This is a genomic window from Streptomyces sp. NPDC030862, assembly GCF_055571835.1.
The window spans coordinates 532,510-548,466 of record NZ_JBVIEN010000005.1 but is presented as its reverse complement, the minus strand read 5'-3'; the positions used below and the strand labels follow the sequence as shown (position 1 = coordinate 548,466).

Sequence of the window (15,957 nt, the reverse complement as noted above, 5' to 3'; positions counted from 1 at the left end):
CCCGGGCGCCGGTTACGCGGTGCCTTCGCCCCGCAGCCGCTCGCGCACCTTCTCCACCACGTCCGCGTACCGCGCCTCCGCGCCGTACCGCGTGGGTTCGTAGTACCGCTTGCCGTGGATCGCGTCCGGCGCGTACTGCTGGGCGGCGATACCGCCCGGGACGTCGTGGGGGTAGACGTATCCCTGGGCGTGGCCCAGCTTGGCCGCGCCCTTGTAGTGGCCGTCGCGCAGATGGGGCGGGACCGGTCCCGCCAGCCCGTTCCGTACGTCCTCCCGGGCGGCGGAGATCGCCGTCGTCGCGGCGTTCGACTTCGGGGCGAGGGCGAGTGCGATCGTGGCGTGGCTCAGGGTGAGGGCCGCCTCCGGGAAGCCGATCATGGCCACCGCCTGGGCCGCCGCGACCGCGAGGGGCAGGGCGGTCGGGTCCGCGAGCCCGATGTCCTCGCTGGCGGAGATCATCAGCCGGCGGGCGATGAACCGCGGATCCTCCCCCGCCTCGATCATCCGCGCCAGATAGTGCAGTGCCGCGTCCACGTCCGAACCGCGGATCGACTTGATCAGCGCGCTCGCCACGTCGTAGTGCTGGTCGCCGTCCCGGTCGTACGTCACCGCCGCCCGGTCGACCGTCTCCTCCAGGGTGGAGAGGGTGATCTCCGGCTCGCCCTTGGCCATCGCCGCGCCGGCGGCCGCCTCCAGCGCGGTCAGCGCCCGGCGGGCGTCGCCGCCCGCGATCCGCAGCAGATGCGCCCGGGCGTCCTCGGGCAGGGTGACCGCGCCGCCCAGACCGCGCTCGTCGGTGAGCGCGCGCTCCAGCAGGCCGCTGATGTCGTCGTCGGTGAGCGGCTCCAGGGTGAGCAGGAGCGAACGGGAGAGCAGCGGGGAGATCACCGAGAAGTACGGGTTCTCGGTGGTGGCGGCGATGAGGGTGACCCAGCGGTTCTCCACGGCGGGCAGGAGCGAGTCCTGCTGGGCCTTGCTGAAGCGGTGGATCTCGTCGAGGAAGAGGACGGTCTCCTTGCCGAAGCCACCGGTGGCGCGGCGGGCACCGTCGATGACCGCGCGGACCTCCTTGACGCCGGCCGTGATCGCGGAGAGCTCCACGAAGCGCTTGTTGGTCGCCTTGGAGACGACGTACGCCAGGGTGGTCTTGCCCGTGCCCGGCGGACCCCACAGGATCACGGACGAGGCGCCCGCCGGGCCGCCGGAGCCCTCGCCCACCAGGCGGCGCAGCGGGGATCCGGGCTTGAGCAGATGCTGCTGGCCGACGACCTCGTCCAGGGTGCGCGGGCGCATCCGGACGGCCAGGGGTCGGCCGGCCGGGTCCTTCTCCTGGCGGTCTTCGGCTGCGGCGGTAAAGAGGTCGGGCTCCACATCCAGAAGCCTATGTCAGCCCACTGACAGTCCCGGCCGGGCCGCTCGGCGCACGTCAGCCGGGCTCACGTCAGCTGGTCCAGAAGTCCCACCAGCGGGTCAGGACCAGCATCCCGATGATCCCGATGTGGACGGCCGGCAGGACCCACGTGAACTCGTCGAAGAAACCGCGCAGCGCGCGGGGCGCGGGCAGCAGCCCGTTGCGGACGTTGTGCGAGGTCACGTACCAGAACATGACGATGGTCGCGATCCACGCCAGCGAGCACCACAGGCACAGCGCGTTGATCTCGTACAGCGACTGGTACATCAGCCACATGCAGAAGCCGACGCCGAAGAGCGTGCCCGCGTTCAGCCCGAGCCAGTACCAGCGGCGGTAGCGGGCACCGGCGAGCAGGGCGACGCCGATGGCGATCACCATGGCGTACGTGACCAGGCCGAGCATCGGGTTCGGGAAGCCGAAGGCCGACGCCTGCTCGCTCTTCATGATGTTGCCGCAGGAGACGACCGGGTTCAGGCTGCACCCCGGCGTGAAGTTCGGGTCCTCCAGCAGCTTGAACTTGTCCAGCGTGATCACCCACGCCGCGAGCAGCCCCGCCGCGCCCGTGACCACCAGCATCCACGCGAAGGCCCGGCTCGCCCCCGTACCCGTGCCCGTCCGGGAGTCCGGGGACCCGTCGTGAACCGTCGCAGTCGTCATATCGCCGTTCCATCGTTCGGAGGCTGGTGGGCAGGGGTCATTTTGCCGCACGCGGGCCACCGTCCGCCGTTCGGTGGACATAAGGGAGGCGGGGACCGGTCGGTCACCGGTCCCCGCCTCCACGACCCTGCGTGTTCGGTCGTGTCAGGCGTAGCGGGCCTGGAGGACCTCGACGACCGCGTCCAGCGCGACCGCCTCCTGCTCGCCGGACTCCATGTCCTTGAGCTGGACCACACCGTCGGCCAGGTCGCGCTCGCCCGCGACGAGCGCGTACCGGGCGCCGCTCCTGTTGGCCATCTTCATGGCGCCCTTCAGACCCCGGCCCCCGTACGCGAAGTCGGTCGCGACCCCGGCCCGGCGCAGCTCGGTGACGATGCCGAACAGGGTCCGGCGCGCCTCGTCGCCCAGCGGCACGGCGTAGACGCTGGTGGTGGCCGGCAGGTCGAGCGTGATGCCCTCCGCCTCCAGGGCGAGGACCGTGCGGTCGACGCCGAGCGCCCAGCCGACGGACGGCAGGGCGGGACCGCCGATCATCTCGGAGAGGCCGTCGTAGCGGCCGCCGCCGCCGACCGCCGACTGGGAGCCCAGGCCGTCGTGGACGAACTCGAAGGTGGTGCGCGTGTAGTAGTCCAGCCCGCGCACCAGCCTCTCGTCGTCCTCGAAGGCGACGCCCGCCGCCGTCAGCAGCTCGCGCACCTGCTCGTGGTACGCCTTGCACGCGTCGCACAGGTGGTCGCGCAGCAGCGGGGCGCCGACCAGCTGCTTCTGGACCTCGGCGCGCTTGTCGTCGAGGACGCGCAGCGGGTTGATCTCCACGCGGCGGCGGGTGTCCTCGTCGAGGTCGAGGTCGCGCAGGAAGCCCTGGAGGGCCTCGCGGTAGACCGGGCGGCACTCCTTGTCGCCGAGCGAGTTCAGCAGGATGCGGAACTCACGCAGGCCCAGCGAGCGGTACGCCTGGTCGGCGAGGATGATCAACTCGGCGTCGAGCGCCGGGTCCTCGGCGCCGATCGCCTCGGCACCGACCTGCGAGAAGTGGCGGTAGCGGCCGGCCTGGGGGTTCTCGTAGCGGTAGTACGAGCCGGAGTACCAGAGCTTGACGGGGAGGTTGCCCGCCTTGTGGAGGTTGCCCTGGAGTGCCGCGCGCAGCACGGAGGCGGTGCCCTCAGGGCGCAGCGCGAGGTTGGCACCGCCCTTGGTGGTGAGGGTGTACATCTCCTTGGTGACGATGTCGGTGGACTCGCCGACACCGCGGGCGAACAGCTCGACGTCCTCGAAGCCGGGCGTCTCGACGTAGCCGTAGCCGGAGTTCTTCAGCGGCGCGGAGATGGCCTCGCGTACAGCGAGGAAGATCGCCGAGCGGGGCGGAAGCAGGTCGTACGTGCCCTTGGGGGCCTGGAAAGTACTCACGGAAGTTCTCTCGTCACATTCCTCGTCGGGGAGCGGGGCCCGCTCCCTGGCCGGCCGCCACCTCCCGCAGGTACGGGTTGGTGGCGCGCTCGCGGCCGATGGTCGTCTGGGGGCCGTGGCCGGACAGCACCACGGTCGAGTCGTCGAGCGGCAGGCACACGCGGGCCAGCGACGCGAGCATCTCGTCCATGTCACCGCCCGGCAGGTCGGTGCGTCCGATGGAGCCGGCGAACAGCAGGTCGCCCGAGAAGAAGACGGGCGGGATGTCCGCCGCCTCGGGCATGCCGAAGGTCACCGACCCCTTGGTATGGCCGGGCGCGTGCGACACGGTCAGCTCCAGACCCGCCAGGCTCAGCTTCGCCCCGTCGGTGAGCTCGTGGACGTCGTCCGGCTCCCCCACCGTCAGCTCCCCCATCAGCGGCATCCCGATGGAGCGGCCGAGGGCCTTCTCCGGGTCGCTCATCATGTACCGGTCGGCGGGGTGGATCCACGCGGGTACGTCATGGGCGCCGCAGACCGGGACGACGGAGGCGACGTGGTCGAGGTGGCCGTGGGTCAGCACGACGGCGACGGGCTTCAGCCGATGCTTCTTGAGCGTCTCCTCGACTCCCTGGGCGGCCTGGTGGCCCGGGTCGATGATCACGCACTCCTCGCCCGCGGCGGGGGCGACCAGGTAGCAATTGGTCCCCCAGGCCCCGGCGGGGAACCCGGCAATGAGCACGATCGTCCTTAAAAAGTCGTCCGGCGGAAGAATGCAGCAGATCAGAGCCTACCGGCGCTGCTCATTCCACAGCCAACCCGTATACGGTACGGGCACGCTCCGCCAGGACAGGTGGGAACGGACGGACGGCCGACAACCGACCGACAACCGACAAGGAGAAACACCCGGTGGTCAGCAGCGATCAGCGGCGGCGCCAGCTCGCCAGGGAGAAGTACGAGCGGCAGATGAAGCGCCGTGAGGAGGCCCGCAAGAAGGCCAAGCGCCGCAACACGGTCATCATCGCCTCGGTCGTCGCGGTGCTGGTGGTCGGTGCCGGGGCGTACACCAACTTCCGCTCCGAGTCCGCCGCGGACGCGAAGAAGCCGGTCGACCTGCCGTCGCCGTCGGCGAGCGAGAGCTCCGCGCCGGAGCCGAAGATGACCATCGACGCCAAGGCGAAGTACACGATGGCGCTCACCACGAACCACGGCGACGTCAAGATCGCCATGGACGCGGCGAAGACCCCGCGCACGGTGAACTCGTTCAAGCACCTCGCGGACAAGAAGTACTTCGACGGCACCACGTGCCACCGCCTCACCACCCAGGGCATCTTCGTGCTCCAGTGCGGCGACCCGAAGGGCGACGGCACGGGCGGCCCGGGCTACACCATCCCGGACGAGAACCTGACCGCGCTGGGCAAGGCGGGCGCGGACGGCACGGTGACCTTCCCCGCCGGGACGGTGGCGATGGCCAACACCATGCAGCCGAACACCGGTGGCAGCCAGTTCTTCCTGGTCTACAAGGACACCAAGCTGCCCCCGCAGTTCACCCCCTTCGGCACGATGGACGCGGCCGGCCTGAAGGCCGTCCAGGAGATCGCCAAGGGCGGGGTCGAAGGCGGCACCACGGACGGCGCGCCGAAGAAGGCCGTGACCATCGAGAAGGCCACCGTCGGCAAGGCGTGAGGCCCGTCGCCCCCGCCCGGGGCGGAGTGGCGCGTGAACTGCCGAATTTCGGTCGCGCTGAGTGCGGACAGCCGGGCGGCCGGTCGCCTAGATTGGCGTTGTGCAGCGCGAACTCGACTGTCGCGTTGTGGAGGGCGGGCGAGGCCCGTCAGGGAACTGTGGACGATGCCCGGGGGTGACCGCCCTCGTCGGCATCATGTGGAGGAGGCGCTGTGAGCAGCGACCCGTGGGGCCGCGTCGACGAGACGGGCACCGTGTACGTGCGTACAGCCGACGGCGAGCAGGTCGTCGGATCGTGGCAGGCCGGTTCTCCCGAGGAGGCGCTGGCCTACTTCGAGCGCAAGTACGAGGGCTTGGTGGTCGAAATCGGCCTCCTCGAGAAGCGGGTGAAGACCACCGATCTGTCGGCCAAGGACGCGATGGCCGCGATCGACCACATCCGTCAGCAGGTGGACGAGCACCACGCCGTGGGTGACCTCGACGCGCTGCGCAAGCGGCTGGACCAGCTGGTCGAGACGGTCGAGGCGCGGCGCGAGCAGCGCAAGGCCCAGAAGGCCAAGCAGACCGACGAGGCCCGCAAGGCCAAGGAGGCGCTGGTCGTCGAGGCCGAGGAGCTGGCCCAGAGCGAGCAGTGGCGGGCCGCGGGCGAGCGGCTGCGCGCGCTGGTGGACACCTGGAAGGGCCTGCCCCGGCTCGACCGGAAGTCCGACGACGAGCTGTGGCACCGCTTCTCGCACGCCCGGTCGGCGTTCTCCAAGCGGCGCAAGGCGCACTTCGCGTCGCTGGACGCGCAGCGCGAGGAGGCCCGCAAGGTCAAGGAGAAGCTGGTCGCCGAGGCGGAGGCGCTCTCCGGGTCCACGGACTGGGGTGTCACGGCCGCCCGCTACCGGGAGCTGATGGCGGAGTGGAAGGCGGCGGGCCGCGCCCAGCGCGAGCACGAGGACGAGCTGTGGAACCGTTTCCGCGGCGCCCAGGACGTCTTCTTCGCGGCGCGCAGCGAGGTCTTCGCGGAGCGTGACGCCGAGCAGGCCGAGAACCTCAAGCTGAAGGAGGAGCTCGCCGGCGAGGCCGAGAAGCTGGTGCCGGTGACGGACCTGAAGGCGGCCCGCGCGGCCTTCCGGGCCATCAACGAGCGCTGGGAGGCCATCGGCCACGTACCGCGTGACGCCCGCCCGAAGGTCGAGGGCCGGATGCACGCCGTGGAGCGGGCGATCCAGGAGGCCGAGGAGACCGAGTGGCGGCGTACGAACCCGGAGGCACGCGCGCGTGCGGCGGGTCTGACGGGGCAGCTCCAGGACGCGGTCGACAAGCTGAAGAAGCAGATCGACGCGGCCCGGGCGGCGGGCAACGATGCCAAGGCCGACAAGCTGTCGCGTGAGCTGGAGGGCCGGCAGGCGCTGCTGGACCAGGCGCTGAAGGGTCTGCAGGAGTTCGGCGGCTGACACCCGCTATCGCGTAACGGAAGATGGCCCCGACCGTGGTCGGGGCCATCTTCCGTTACGTCATCACGGCCGGCGGGCCGAGGTGACGCGGTAGACGTCGTACACGCCCTCCACGCCGCGCACCGCCTTCAGGACGTGGCCCAGGTGCTTGGGATCGCCCATCTCGAAGGTGAAGCGGGAGGTGGCGACGCGGTCCCGGGAGGTCTGGACGGCCGCCGAGAGGATGTTGACGTGCTGGTCGGACAGCACCCGGGTGACGTCCGAGAGGAGCCGGGAGCGGTCCAGCGCCTCGACCTGGATGGCGACCAGGAAGACGGACGACTGGGTCGGCGCCCACTCGACGTCGAGGATCCGCTCGGGCTGCTGCGAGAGCGAGTCGACGTTGACGCAGTCGGCGCGGTGAACCGATACGCCGCTGCCGCGGGTGACGAAGCCGATGATCGGGTCGCCCGGCACCGGCGTACAGCAGCGGGCCAGCTTGACCCAGACGTCCTCGACGCCCTTGACCACGACGCCCGGGTCGGCCTTGGTGCGGCGCTTGCCGCGGCCGCGGCTCGGCGGCGCCGACTCGGCGATGTCCTCGCTGGCGGCCTCCTCGCCGCCGAGCGCCTGCACCAGCTTCTGGACGATGGACTGGGCGGTGACATGGCCCTCGCCGATCGCCGCGTACAGCGAGGAGATGTCGCTGTAGCGCATCTCGTGCGCGAGCGTGACCAGCGAGTCGCCGGTGAGGATGCGCTGGATCGGCAGGTTCTGCTTGCGCATGGCGCGCGCGATGGCGTCCTTGCCCTGCTCGATCGCCTCGTCGCGGCGCTCCTTGGAGAACCAGGCGCGGATCTTGTTCCTGGCCCGGGGCGACTTGACGAAGCCCAGCCAGTCGCGGGAGGGTCCGGCGCCCGCGGCCTTGGAGGTGAAGACCTCCACCAGGTCGCCGTTGTCGAGGGTGGATTCCAGCGGGACGAGCCGCCCGTTGACCCGCGCTCCTATGGTGCGGTGGCCGACCTCGGTGTGGACGGCGTACGCGAAGTCGACGGGCGTCGCCCCGGCGGGCAGCGCTATGACGTCACCCTTCGGGGTGAAGACGAAGACCTCGTTGCGGGAGAGGTCGAAGCGCAGGGACTCCAGGAACTCGCTGGGGTCCTCGGTCTCCTTCTGCCAGTCGAGCAGCTGGCGCAGCCACGCCATGTCGTTGATGTGGTCGTCCTTGCCGGCCTTCTTCGGTACGTCGGTGCGCACCTTGGAGGCGCCGGCGACGGCCTCCTGCTTGTACTTCCAGTGGGCGGCGATGCCGTACTCGGCGCGGCGGTGCATGTCGAAGGTGCGGATCTGCAGCTCGACGGGCTTGCCGTTGGGGCCGATGACCGTCGTGTGGAGCGACTGGTACATGTTGAACTTCGGCATCGCGATGTAGTCCTTGAACCGGCCGGGGACCGGGTTCCATCGCGCGTGGACGGTGCCGAGGGCGGCGTAGCAGTCGCGGACCGTGTCGACGAGGACGCGGATGCCCACCAGGTCGTAGATCTCCGCGAAGTCACGGCCGCGGACGATCATCTTCTGGTAGACGCTGTAGTAGTGCTTCGGGCGGCCGGTGACGGTCGCCTTGATGCGTGCGGCGCGCAGGTCGGACTGGACCTCGTCGATGACGGTGGCGAGGTACTCGTCGCGCTTGGGGGCGCGCTCGGCGACGAGGCGGACGATCTCGTCGTACATCTTGGGGTAGAGGATCGCGAAGGCGAGGTCCTCGAGCTCCCACTTGATGGTGTTCATGCCCAGGCGGTGGGCGAGCGGCGCGTAGATCTCCAGGGTCTCGCGCGCCTTCTTCTCCTGCTTCTCGCGCTTGAGGTAGCGCATGGTGCGCATGTTGTGCAGGCGGTCGGCGAGCTTGATGACGAGGACGCGCGGGTCCTTGGCCATGGCGACGACCATCTTGCGGACGGTCTCGGCCTGGGCGGCCTCGCCGAACTTGACCTTGTCGAGCTTGGTGACGCCGTCGACGAGGAGGGCGACCTGGTCGCCGAAGTCCTTGCGCAGCTGCTCCAGGCCGTACTCGGTGTCCTCGACGGTGTCGTGGAGGAGGCCCGCCATCAGCGTCGCGGGGTCCATGCCGAGCTCGGCGAGGATGGTGGTGACGGCGAGCGGGTGCGTGATGTACGGGTCGCCGCTCTTGCGCTTCTGGCCGCGGTGCCAGCGCTCGGCGACCTGGTAGGCGCGCTCGATCTGGCGGAGGGTCGACGTCTCGATCTTCGGGTCGTTGCTGCGGACTATGCGCAGCAGGGGCTCCAGGACCGGGTTGTACGGCGACGAGCGCTGCACGCCGAGCCGGGCGAGGCGGGCGCGGACGCGGTTGGAGGAGCCGCCGGAGCGGGCGGCGGCGGGCGTGGTGGGCTTCGGGGCCGAGACGGAGGCCGGGCCGGAGGAGCGCTGCGGGGTGGCCGGGGGCCTGGGCGCGCCCTCCGCGGGCTCGTTCCGGTTCTGGGGCGTGGCTGGGGTCGCCGCGGCCTGGTCGGCCCGCTGGTCGGGTTTCGCGGCGGAGAGTGGCTGGGCCTCGTCTGGCAAGAGCGCTCCTCGTGCGGGTCCCGGGTCCCCCGGTCGAGCCCGGACACCCATGGTATCGACCCGGGCGGCCGGGTGCTTCACGCGGTTGGGGGCGGGTAGGGACGGCGGGTACGAGACCGCCGCGGGACCGCCGCGGGAACGGGCGCGGGTACAGGTGGCGGCTACACGTGGCGGGTACGACGACGGGCGCCGCGGGGGTGGTCCCCGGGCGCCCGTCGTACGTGCCTGCCTCGCGCGGTCAGAGCGTGATGAGCGCCTCCAGCGGCGCGCCGCCCAGGGCGGGCTCCAGGCGGGCCCGGCCGCCCAGGAAGCCGAGCTCCATGAGGACGGCGACGCCCGCGACCTCCGCGCCGGCCCGCCGGATGAGCTCCAGCGCGGCCTCGGCGGTGCCGCCGGTGGCGAGGACGTCGTCGATGACCATCACGCGGTCACCGGGGAGGAGGTCCTCGGCGTGCACCTCGATCTCGGCGGAGCCGTACTCCAGGTCGTACGCCTGGCTGAGCGTGGCCCCGGGCAGCTTGCCCGCCTTGCGGACGGGGATGAAGCCCAGCTGCGCGGTGACGGCGACCGGCGCGGCGAGGATGAAGCCGCGCGCCTCCAGGCCGACGATCTTGGTGGCGCCGCTGCGGACGCAGAGCTCGGCCAGCGCGCCGGTGAGGGCGTGGAACGCCTTCGGGTCGGCGAGCAGCGGGGTGATGTCCTTGAAGACCACGCCCGGCTTGGGGTAGTCCGGGACGTCCCGGATGCGGCTGAGCAGGAGTTCCTGCGTGCTGCTGTCGGTCATCGCCTCTTCCCCCGGCCGCGGGTCGGCTGACGGCGCTGGCCGACGACGGCCCCGGCGGGCGTCGCGTCGTCGCCGTCCTGGTCCGCGCCGTCCTGCGGCTCGCCGCCGCCGTCCGTGGCGTCGGCGGAGGCGGACTCGCCCTTGGCGGCGGCGGCCCGCTTGGCCAGGACGCGCTTCTTCAGCGCCTTCATCTGCGGGTCGCGCTCCTTGAGGTCGGCGACCAGCGGCGTGGCGATGAAGATCGAGGAGTACGCACCGGCGGCGAGGCCGACGAAGAGCGACAGCGAGATGTCGTTCAGCATGCCGGCGCCCAGGAAGCCGCCGCCGATGAAGAGCAGGCCCGCGACCGGCAGCAGCGCCACCACGGTGGTGTTGATGGAGCGCACCAGCGTGCTGTTGAGGCTGCGGTTGGCGATCTCGCTGTACGTCCAGCGCGTCTGCTTGGTGATGTCCTTCGACGCCTCCTTGAGACCGTCGAAGACGACGACGGTGTCGTAGAGGGAGTAACCGAGGATCGTGAGCAGACCGATCACGGTGCCCGGCGTGACCTCGAAGCCGACCAGGGCGTAGATGCCGACCGTGATGGTGAGGTCGTGGATCAGGGCGATCAGCGCGGCGAGCGCCATGCGCCACTCGAAGGCGATCGCCAGGTAGATCACCACGAGCACCATGAAGACGCCGAGGCCCGTCCAGGCCTTGTTGGCGATCTGCTCGCCCCAGCTCGGACCGACCTGCTGGGCGTTGAGCTGGTCCACGGGGACCTTCAGGTCGTCGGCGAGCGCCGTGGCGATCTTGTCGGCCTGGGCCGTGTCCACGTCGCTGATCTGGATGCGCAGGCCGCCGTTGCCCAGCTCCTGGACGATCGGGGTGTGGCCGGAGACCTCCGCGGTGGCGTCCCTGGCCTCGGCGACGGAGACCGAGGTCTTGGGGGTGGTGATGACCACGCCGCCCTTGAACTCGATGCCCATGTTGAGGCCCTGGATCAGCAGCCCGGCGATGGCCGTGATGGTGATCAGGATGGAGACGCCGTACCAGAGCATCCGCTTGCCGACGAAGTCGTAACCGACCTCACCGCGGTACAGGCGGGCGCCGAGGGTGCCGAGTCGTGACATCTCACGCCTCCTTCGGGTCGATGGTCGCGGAGGCGGAACGGCGCGAGCGACGCAGCGGAGGCTTGACTCCGAGGCGCTTGGGGTCCAGTCCCGACCACGCGTGGCCGCTGCCGAAGAACTTCGTCCGGGCGAACAGCGTCATCAGCGGCTTGGTGAAGAGGAACACGACGACGACGTCGAGGAGGGTCGTCAGGCCGAGCGTGAACGCGAAGCCCTGCACCTTGCCGACGGTCACGATGAACAGCACCGCGGCGGCGAGGAACGACACGAAGTCGGAGACGAGGATGGTGCGCCGGGCGCGCGGCCAGGCCCGCTCGACGGCCGGGCGGAGCGTGCGGCCCTCGCGGATCTCGTCACGGATGCGTTCGAAGTACACGATGAACGAGTCCGCGGTGATACCGATCGCGACGATGGCGCCGCAGACGGCCGGCAGGTTCAGCGCGAAGCCGATGGCCGGGCCGAGGAGCGACATCAGGGCGTAGGTGAGGACCGCGGAGGCCAGGAGGCTGAGGAGCGCGATGAGCGCCAGGCCCCGGTAGTACACCACCAGGTAGATCACGACGAGCGCGAGGCCGATGGCGCCGGCGATCAGGCCGGCCATGAGCTGCTCACCGCCGAGCGCCGGGCTGACGGTGTCGACGCTCTCCTCCTCGAAGGAGAGCGGGAGCGCGCCGTAGGACAGGATGTTGGCCAGGTCGGTGGCGGTGTCCTGGTTGAAGCTGCCGGTGATCTCGGCGCTGCCGCCGCCGATGACGCTGTTGACGGACGGGGCGGAGACCACCTGGCCGTCGAGCATGATCGCGAACTGGTTCTGCGGCGGGGCCTGCGAGGCGAGCTTGCCGGTGGTGGCGGCGAACTTCTTGGCGCCCTTGTCGGTGAAGCCGAGCTGGACGATCCAGATGCCGCGGCTCGGGTCGAGGACGCCCTTGGCCTCGTCGACGTCCGTGCCCTCGACCTCGGACGGGCCGAGGATGTACTTGGCGTCGCCCTCGCTGCCACAGGCCACGGTGGGCTTGGCCGGGTCGGCGTTGCGCGCCGGGTTGGGCACTTCCTTGTTCTCGCCCTTGGGGCGGCAGTCCAGCGCGGCGAACTGCGCTTCCAGGCCGGCGGCGCCCGCGTCGGCGGAGCCGGACGGCTGCGGGGTGCCGGACGGGCTGCCGGTGGGGCTACCGGACGGGGCCGGCTTGCCGGAGGGGGTCGCCGACGGCGAGGGGGCCTTCTTCAGGGCGTCCGGGACGGCGCGGCCCTGAGTGGTGGCGCTGGGCGAGGGGGTCGCCTTGCCGCTGGGCGTGGCCTTGCCGCTGGGGCTGGCGCTGGGGCTCGGGGAGCCGCTCGCGGCGGGCGGCTCCTCGATGGGGCCGCTGCCGGCGGCGGTGAGCACCGGCCGGAAGTACAGCTGGGCGGTGGTGCCGACCTGCTCGCGGGCCTGCTTGGAGTCCGTCGCCTTGGGGATGTTGACGATGATGTGCCGCTCGCCCTGCTGCTGGACCTCCGCCTCCGAGACACCCAGACCGTTGACGCGGCGTTCGATGATGCCGATCGCGGTCTGCATGTTGGTGTTGTTGATGGAGTCCGGCTTGCCGGGCTGGTTCTCCGCCCTGAGCGTGATGCTCGTGCCGCCGGCGAGGTCGATGCCCAGGCGCGGGGTGAGGTCACCCGACGCGAACATCCCGCCGATCAGGGCGCCCATGACGATCAGGATCAGGGCCAGGGCACGCCCTGGCCTGCCCTGGCCCCCCGTCGTCTGCCCTCTGCCCTTCTTGGGTGCTGCCACCTTCTCGTTTCTCCCTGTCCAACCGCCACGCGCCGGGTGAGCGTCGAGGCGGCCACGAAGTGGTGTGGGGATTCCCCCGCGTGTGTCGGCACGGACGCGCGGACCGCGGTACGCCGCTGCGCGGCGTCACGCGGTCCCCGGATGATGCCAGCCTTACTTCGCGTCGGTGTCGCCGTCGCTCTTGTCGTCGGTCTTGGCGTCCTTGGCGTCCTTGGTGGCGTCGATCGCCTCGGGAGCGGTCCCGGCGTCGTCGGCCGCGTCCTTCTTGCCGAGGTCGATCTTGTCACCCTCGGTGAGCGAGGAGATGTCGTCCGGGACGACGGCCTCATCGGCCTCGGCGTCGGTGCCGGTGTCGCCGTGGACGATGCGGTTGTACTCCTCGTCCTCGAGGACGGCGCCGATCGCGTTCTTCGCGTAGACGGCGTGGACGCCCGGGGCGACCTCGAGGAGGACGGTGTCCTCGCCGACCTCCTTGACGGTGGCGTACATCCCCCCGATCGTCCGCACGCCGGAGCCGGGCTGCATCTGGTTGCGCATCGCCGCTGCCTGCTGCTGCTTCTTCTTGGCGGAGCGGGTCATCAGGAACATGGCCCCGATGAGGACGATGAACGGGAGAAGGGTCACGATATCCACGGGACGACAAATCCTTCGCACGGTCGCGGTCGGCGTCGGGGTCGGCCGCGGCCTGGTCTTCGGGGGTGGGTACGCCGACCGAAGGGTCGGCATCGGCGGAGTCTAGGCGAGTCCGCATCATTGGAACAACGCCCAGCATGGCACCGTGGTTCCGGGCCCGGCGAGTGACCTCGCCGTCACGCCCCGAACAGCCCCTGTTGTCCGCTTCCCGGCCCGTGGGCCTGCGGCGGTACGAGCCCGAGGTGGGCCCACGCGGCGGGCGTCGCGACCCGCCCCCTGGGCGTACGGGCCAGCAGCCCCTCCCGTACGAGGAAGGGCTCGGCGACCTCCTCGACGGTCTCGCGCTCCTCGCCCACGGCGACGGCGAGCGTGGACAGACCGACCGGGCCGCCGCCGAAGAGCTTGAGGAGCGCCTGCAGCACCGCCCGGTCGAGCCGGTCGAGGCCGCGGCCGTCCACCTCGTACACCGCGAGCGCGGTGGCGGCGATCTCGCGGGTGATCACGCCGTCGGCCTTGACCTGGGCGTAGTCGCGGACGCGGCGCAGCAGGCGGTTGGCGATGCGGGGCGTGCCGCGGGAGCGGCCGGCGATCTCGGCGGCGCCGTCCGCCTCGATCTCGACGTCGAGCAGCCGGGCGGAGCGGTGGACGACCCGCTCCAGCTCGCTCGGGGCGTAGAACTCCATGTGGGCGGTGAAGCCGAAGCGGTCGCGCAGCGGGGGCGGCAGCAGTCCGGCCCGGGTGGTGGCGCCGACCAGGGTGAAGGGCGGCAGCTCCAGCGGGATGGCGGTGGCGCCGGGGCCCTTGCCGACGATGACGTCGACGCGGAAGTCCTCCATCGCCATGTAGAGCATCTCCTCGGCGGGCCGGGACATCCGGTGGATCTCGTCGAGGAAGAGGACCTCGCCCTCCTGGAGGGAGGAGAGGATCGCGGCGAGGTCGCCGGCGTGCTGGATGGCGGGGCCGGAGGTGATCCGGATGGGGGCGCCCATCTCGGCGGCGATGATCATGGAGAGGGTGGTCTTGCCGAGGCCGGGGGCGCCGGAGAGCAGCACGTGGTCGGCGGTGGCCCCGCGCGCGAGGGCCGCCTTGAGCACCAGGTCCAGCTGCTCGCGCACCCGCTCCTGGCCCACGAACTCGTCCAGCGACTTGGGGCGCAGGGCGGCCTCGACGGCCTGGTCCTCGCCGTCGGCGGCCGCGCCGACCAGCCGCTCGGCGGGGTCGGTCGCGGGGTCGTCGGCCGGGGGTGCGGTGTCGTCCCAGTTCACAGTTCGAATGCCTCGCGGGGTCAGCGGGTGCGGTTGAGGGTCTGGAGCGCGGCCTTGAGGAGCTGGCCGATCTGCGGCTCGCCGCCGGCCGCCTCGGCCTGCGGGGTGACGGCCGCGACCGCCTCGTCGGCCTCGCGCGTGGCGTAGCCGAGGCCGATCAGGGCGGCGTGCAGCTGGTCGCTCCAGGAGCGGGTGGCCGTCGCGGCGCGGGCGGCGGGTACGAAGCCGAGGGGCTCGCCGAGCCGGTCCTTGAGCTCCAGCAGCAGCTTCTGGGCGCCCTTCTTGCCGATGCCGGGGACGGCGGTGAGCGCCTTCTCGTCGCCGGAGGCGACCGCGGCGCGCAGCGCGTCGGGGCTGTGCACGGCGAGCATGGCCTGGGCGAGGCGCGGGCCGACGCCGCTGGCGGTCTGGAGCAGCTCGAAGACCTGGCGCTCGTCGTCGTCGGCGAAGCCGTACAGCGTGAGGGAGTCCTCCCGGACGACCAACGAGGTGGCGAGGCGGGCTTCCTGACCGACCTTCAGGCCGGCGATGGTGTTCGGCGCGCACTGGACGGCCATGCCGACGCCGCCGACCTCGATCACGGCGGTGGTCGGGGCGAGCGCGGCGACGGGGCCGCTCACGAAGGCGATCATGCGGTACGGCCTTTCACGGTCATGGCCCGGTGGGCGGCGACGGCTTGCTGGAGCCGGTTCTGGGCGGGGGCCCGCCAGATGTGGCAGATGGCGAGGGCGAGGGCGTCGGCGGCGTCGGCCGGTTTCGGCGGGGCGTCGAGCCGCAGGAGGCGGGTCACCATGGCGCCGACCTGCGCCTTGTCGGCGCGACCGCTGCCGGTGACGGCGGCCTTGACCTCGCTGGGGGTGTGCAGGGCGACGGGCAGTCCGCGGCGCGAGGCGCACAGGATGGCGACGGCGCTGGCCTGGGCCGTGCCCATGACCGTACGGACGTTGTGCTGGCTGAAGACACGCTCCACGGCGACCATTTCGGGGCGGTGCTCGTCGAGCCACTCCTCTATGCCGCGCTCGATGGCGACCAGCCGGTGACCGGTCTCCGCGTCGGCCGGTGTGCGCACGACACCGACGCCGAGCATCGTCAGCGGACGGCCGGCGACGCCTTCGACGACACCGACACCGCACCGCGTCAGCCCTGGGTCCACCCCGAGAACGCGCACGCCACCCCTCCTTCGTCAATCTGTTTGTGCAGGCTATCGGGTGGCACTGACAACGCGACGGGCCGACGGTGTGTGTCCCGTCG

The 15,957-nt window shown here is 71.3% G+C and carries 14 protein-coding genes; 2 read left to right on the top strand and 12 right to left on the bottom strand.

The genetic code is table 11. The features are described 5' to 3' along the window. Window positions 1-12: 12 nt before the first annotated feature. From ACZ42X_RS17045 to ACZ42X_RS17030, 4 genes are all read right to left on the bottom strand, one after another. Window positions 13-1,371, bottom strand: coding sequence for a replication-associated recombination protein A (locus ACZ42X_RS17045; RefSeq protein ID WP_468290044.1), 1,359 nt, complete (start codon window positions 1,369-1,371; stop codon window positions 13-15). A 70-nt stretch (window positions 1,372-1,441) separates the two neighbouring features. Beyond that, window positions 1,442-2,068: a vitamin K epoxide reductase family protein gene (locus ACZ42X_RS17040; protein WP_468290041.1), complete on the bottom strand. Its 627-nt coding sequence runs from the start codon at window positions 2,066-2,068 to the stop codon at window positions 1,442-1,444. A gap of 144 nt (window positions 2,069-2,212) precedes the next feature. After that, a complete protein-coding gene (gene hisS / locus ACZ42X_RS17035; RefSeq protein WP_468290038.1) occupies window positions 2,213-3,475 on the bottom strand; it encodes a histidine--tRNA ligase in 1,263 nt (420 codons plus the stop codon). 13 nt (window positions 3,476-3,488) lie between these two features. Then, window positions 3,489-4,196 carry an MBL fold metallo-hydrolase gene (locus tag ACZ42X_RS17030; protein WP_468290035.1) on the bottom strand — a complete coding sequence of 236 codons (708 nt, stop codon included), beginning with the start codon at window positions 4,194-4,196 and terminating at the stop codon, window positions 3,489-3,491. Between the two features lie 167 nt (window positions 4,197-4,363). Between ACZ42X_RS17030 and ACZ42X_RS17025 the strand changes: the two genes are divergently transcribed. Both ACZ42X_RS17025 and ACZ42X_RS17020 read left to right on the top strand, forming a co-directional pair. Beyond that, window positions 4,364-5,140 (top strand): peptidylprolyl isomerase, encoded by a 777-nt coding sequence (locus ACZ42X_RS17025; RefSeq protein WP_468290032.1) that lies wholly within the window; start codon window positions 4,364-4,366, stop codon window positions 5,138-5,140. Between the two features lie 212 nt (window positions 5,141-5,352). Further along, window positions 5,353-6,582, top strand: a complete 1,230-nt coding sequence (locus tag ACZ42X_RS17020) for a DUF349 domain-containing protein (RefSeq protein WP_468290029.1) — start codon at window positions 5,353-5,355, stop codon at window positions 6,580-6,582. Window positions 6,583-6,645: 63 nt separating this feature from the next. Here ACZ42X_RS17020 and ACZ42X_RS17015 read toward each other — a convergent pair whose 3' ends face one another. The 8 genes from ACZ42X_RS17015 to ruvC form a co-directional block, all read right to left on the bottom strand. Next, on the bottom strand, window positions 6,646-9,138 hold the full coding sequence (locus ACZ42X_RS17015) for a RelA/SpoT family protein (RefSeq protein WP_468290026.1): 2,493 nt from the start codon (window positions 9,136-9,138) through the stop codon (window positions 6,646-6,648). Between the two features lie 238 nt (window positions 9,139-9,376). Further along, a complete protein-coding gene (locus ACZ42X_RS17010) occupies window positions 9,377-9,922 on the bottom strand; it encodes an adenine phosphoribosyltransferase (RefSeq protein ID WP_468290023.1) in 546 nt (181 codons plus the stop codon). Further along, window positions 9,919-11,034 (bottom strand): protein translocase subunit SecF, encoded by a 1,116-nt coding sequence (gene secF, locus ACZ42X_RS17005; RefSeq protein ID WP_468290020.1) that lies wholly within the window; start codon window positions 11,032-11,034, stop codon window positions 9,919-9,921. Before secF ends, ACZ42X_RS17010 begins: the two co-directional genes overlap by 4 nt. Window position 11,035: 1 nt before the next feature. Next, window positions 11,036-12,808 (bottom strand): protein translocase subunit SecD, encoded by a 1,773-nt coding sequence (secD, locus tag ACZ42X_RS17000; RefSeq protein WP_468290017.1) that lies wholly within the window; start codon window positions 12,806-12,808, stop codon window positions 11,036-11,038. Between the two features lie 153 nt (window positions 12,809-12,961). Then, window positions 12,962-13,441, bottom strand: coding sequence for a preprotein translocase subunit YajC (yajC, locus tag ACZ42X_RS16995; RefSeq protein ID WP_468290015.1), 480 nt, complete (start codon window positions 13,439-13,441; stop codon window positions 12,962-12,964). A gap of 176 nt (window positions 13,442-13,617) precedes the next feature. Beyond that, window positions 13,618-14,706, bottom strand: coding sequence for a Holliday junction branch migration DNA helicase RuvB (ruvB, locus tag ACZ42X_RS16990; protein ID WP_468290013.1), 1,089 nt, complete (start codon window positions 14,704-14,706; stop codon window positions 13,618-13,620). Window positions 14,707-14,726: 20 nt separating this feature from the next. Beyond that, complete coding sequence (ruvA, locus tag ACZ42X_RS16985; RefSeq protein WP_468290010.1) at window positions 14,727-15,338, bottom strand: Holliday junction branch migration protein RuvA; 612 nt, start codon at window positions 15,336-15,338, stop codon at window positions 14,727-14,729. Further along, complete coding sequence (gene ruvC / locus ACZ42X_RS16980) at window positions 15,335-15,874, bottom strand: crossover junction endodeoxyribonuclease RuvC (protein WP_361428862.1); 540 nt, start codon at window positions 15,872-15,874, stop codon at window positions 15,335-15,337. The genes ruvA and ruvC overlap by 4 nt, the downstream gene beginning before the upstream one ends. Window positions 15,875-15,957 lie beyond the last annotated feature (83 nt).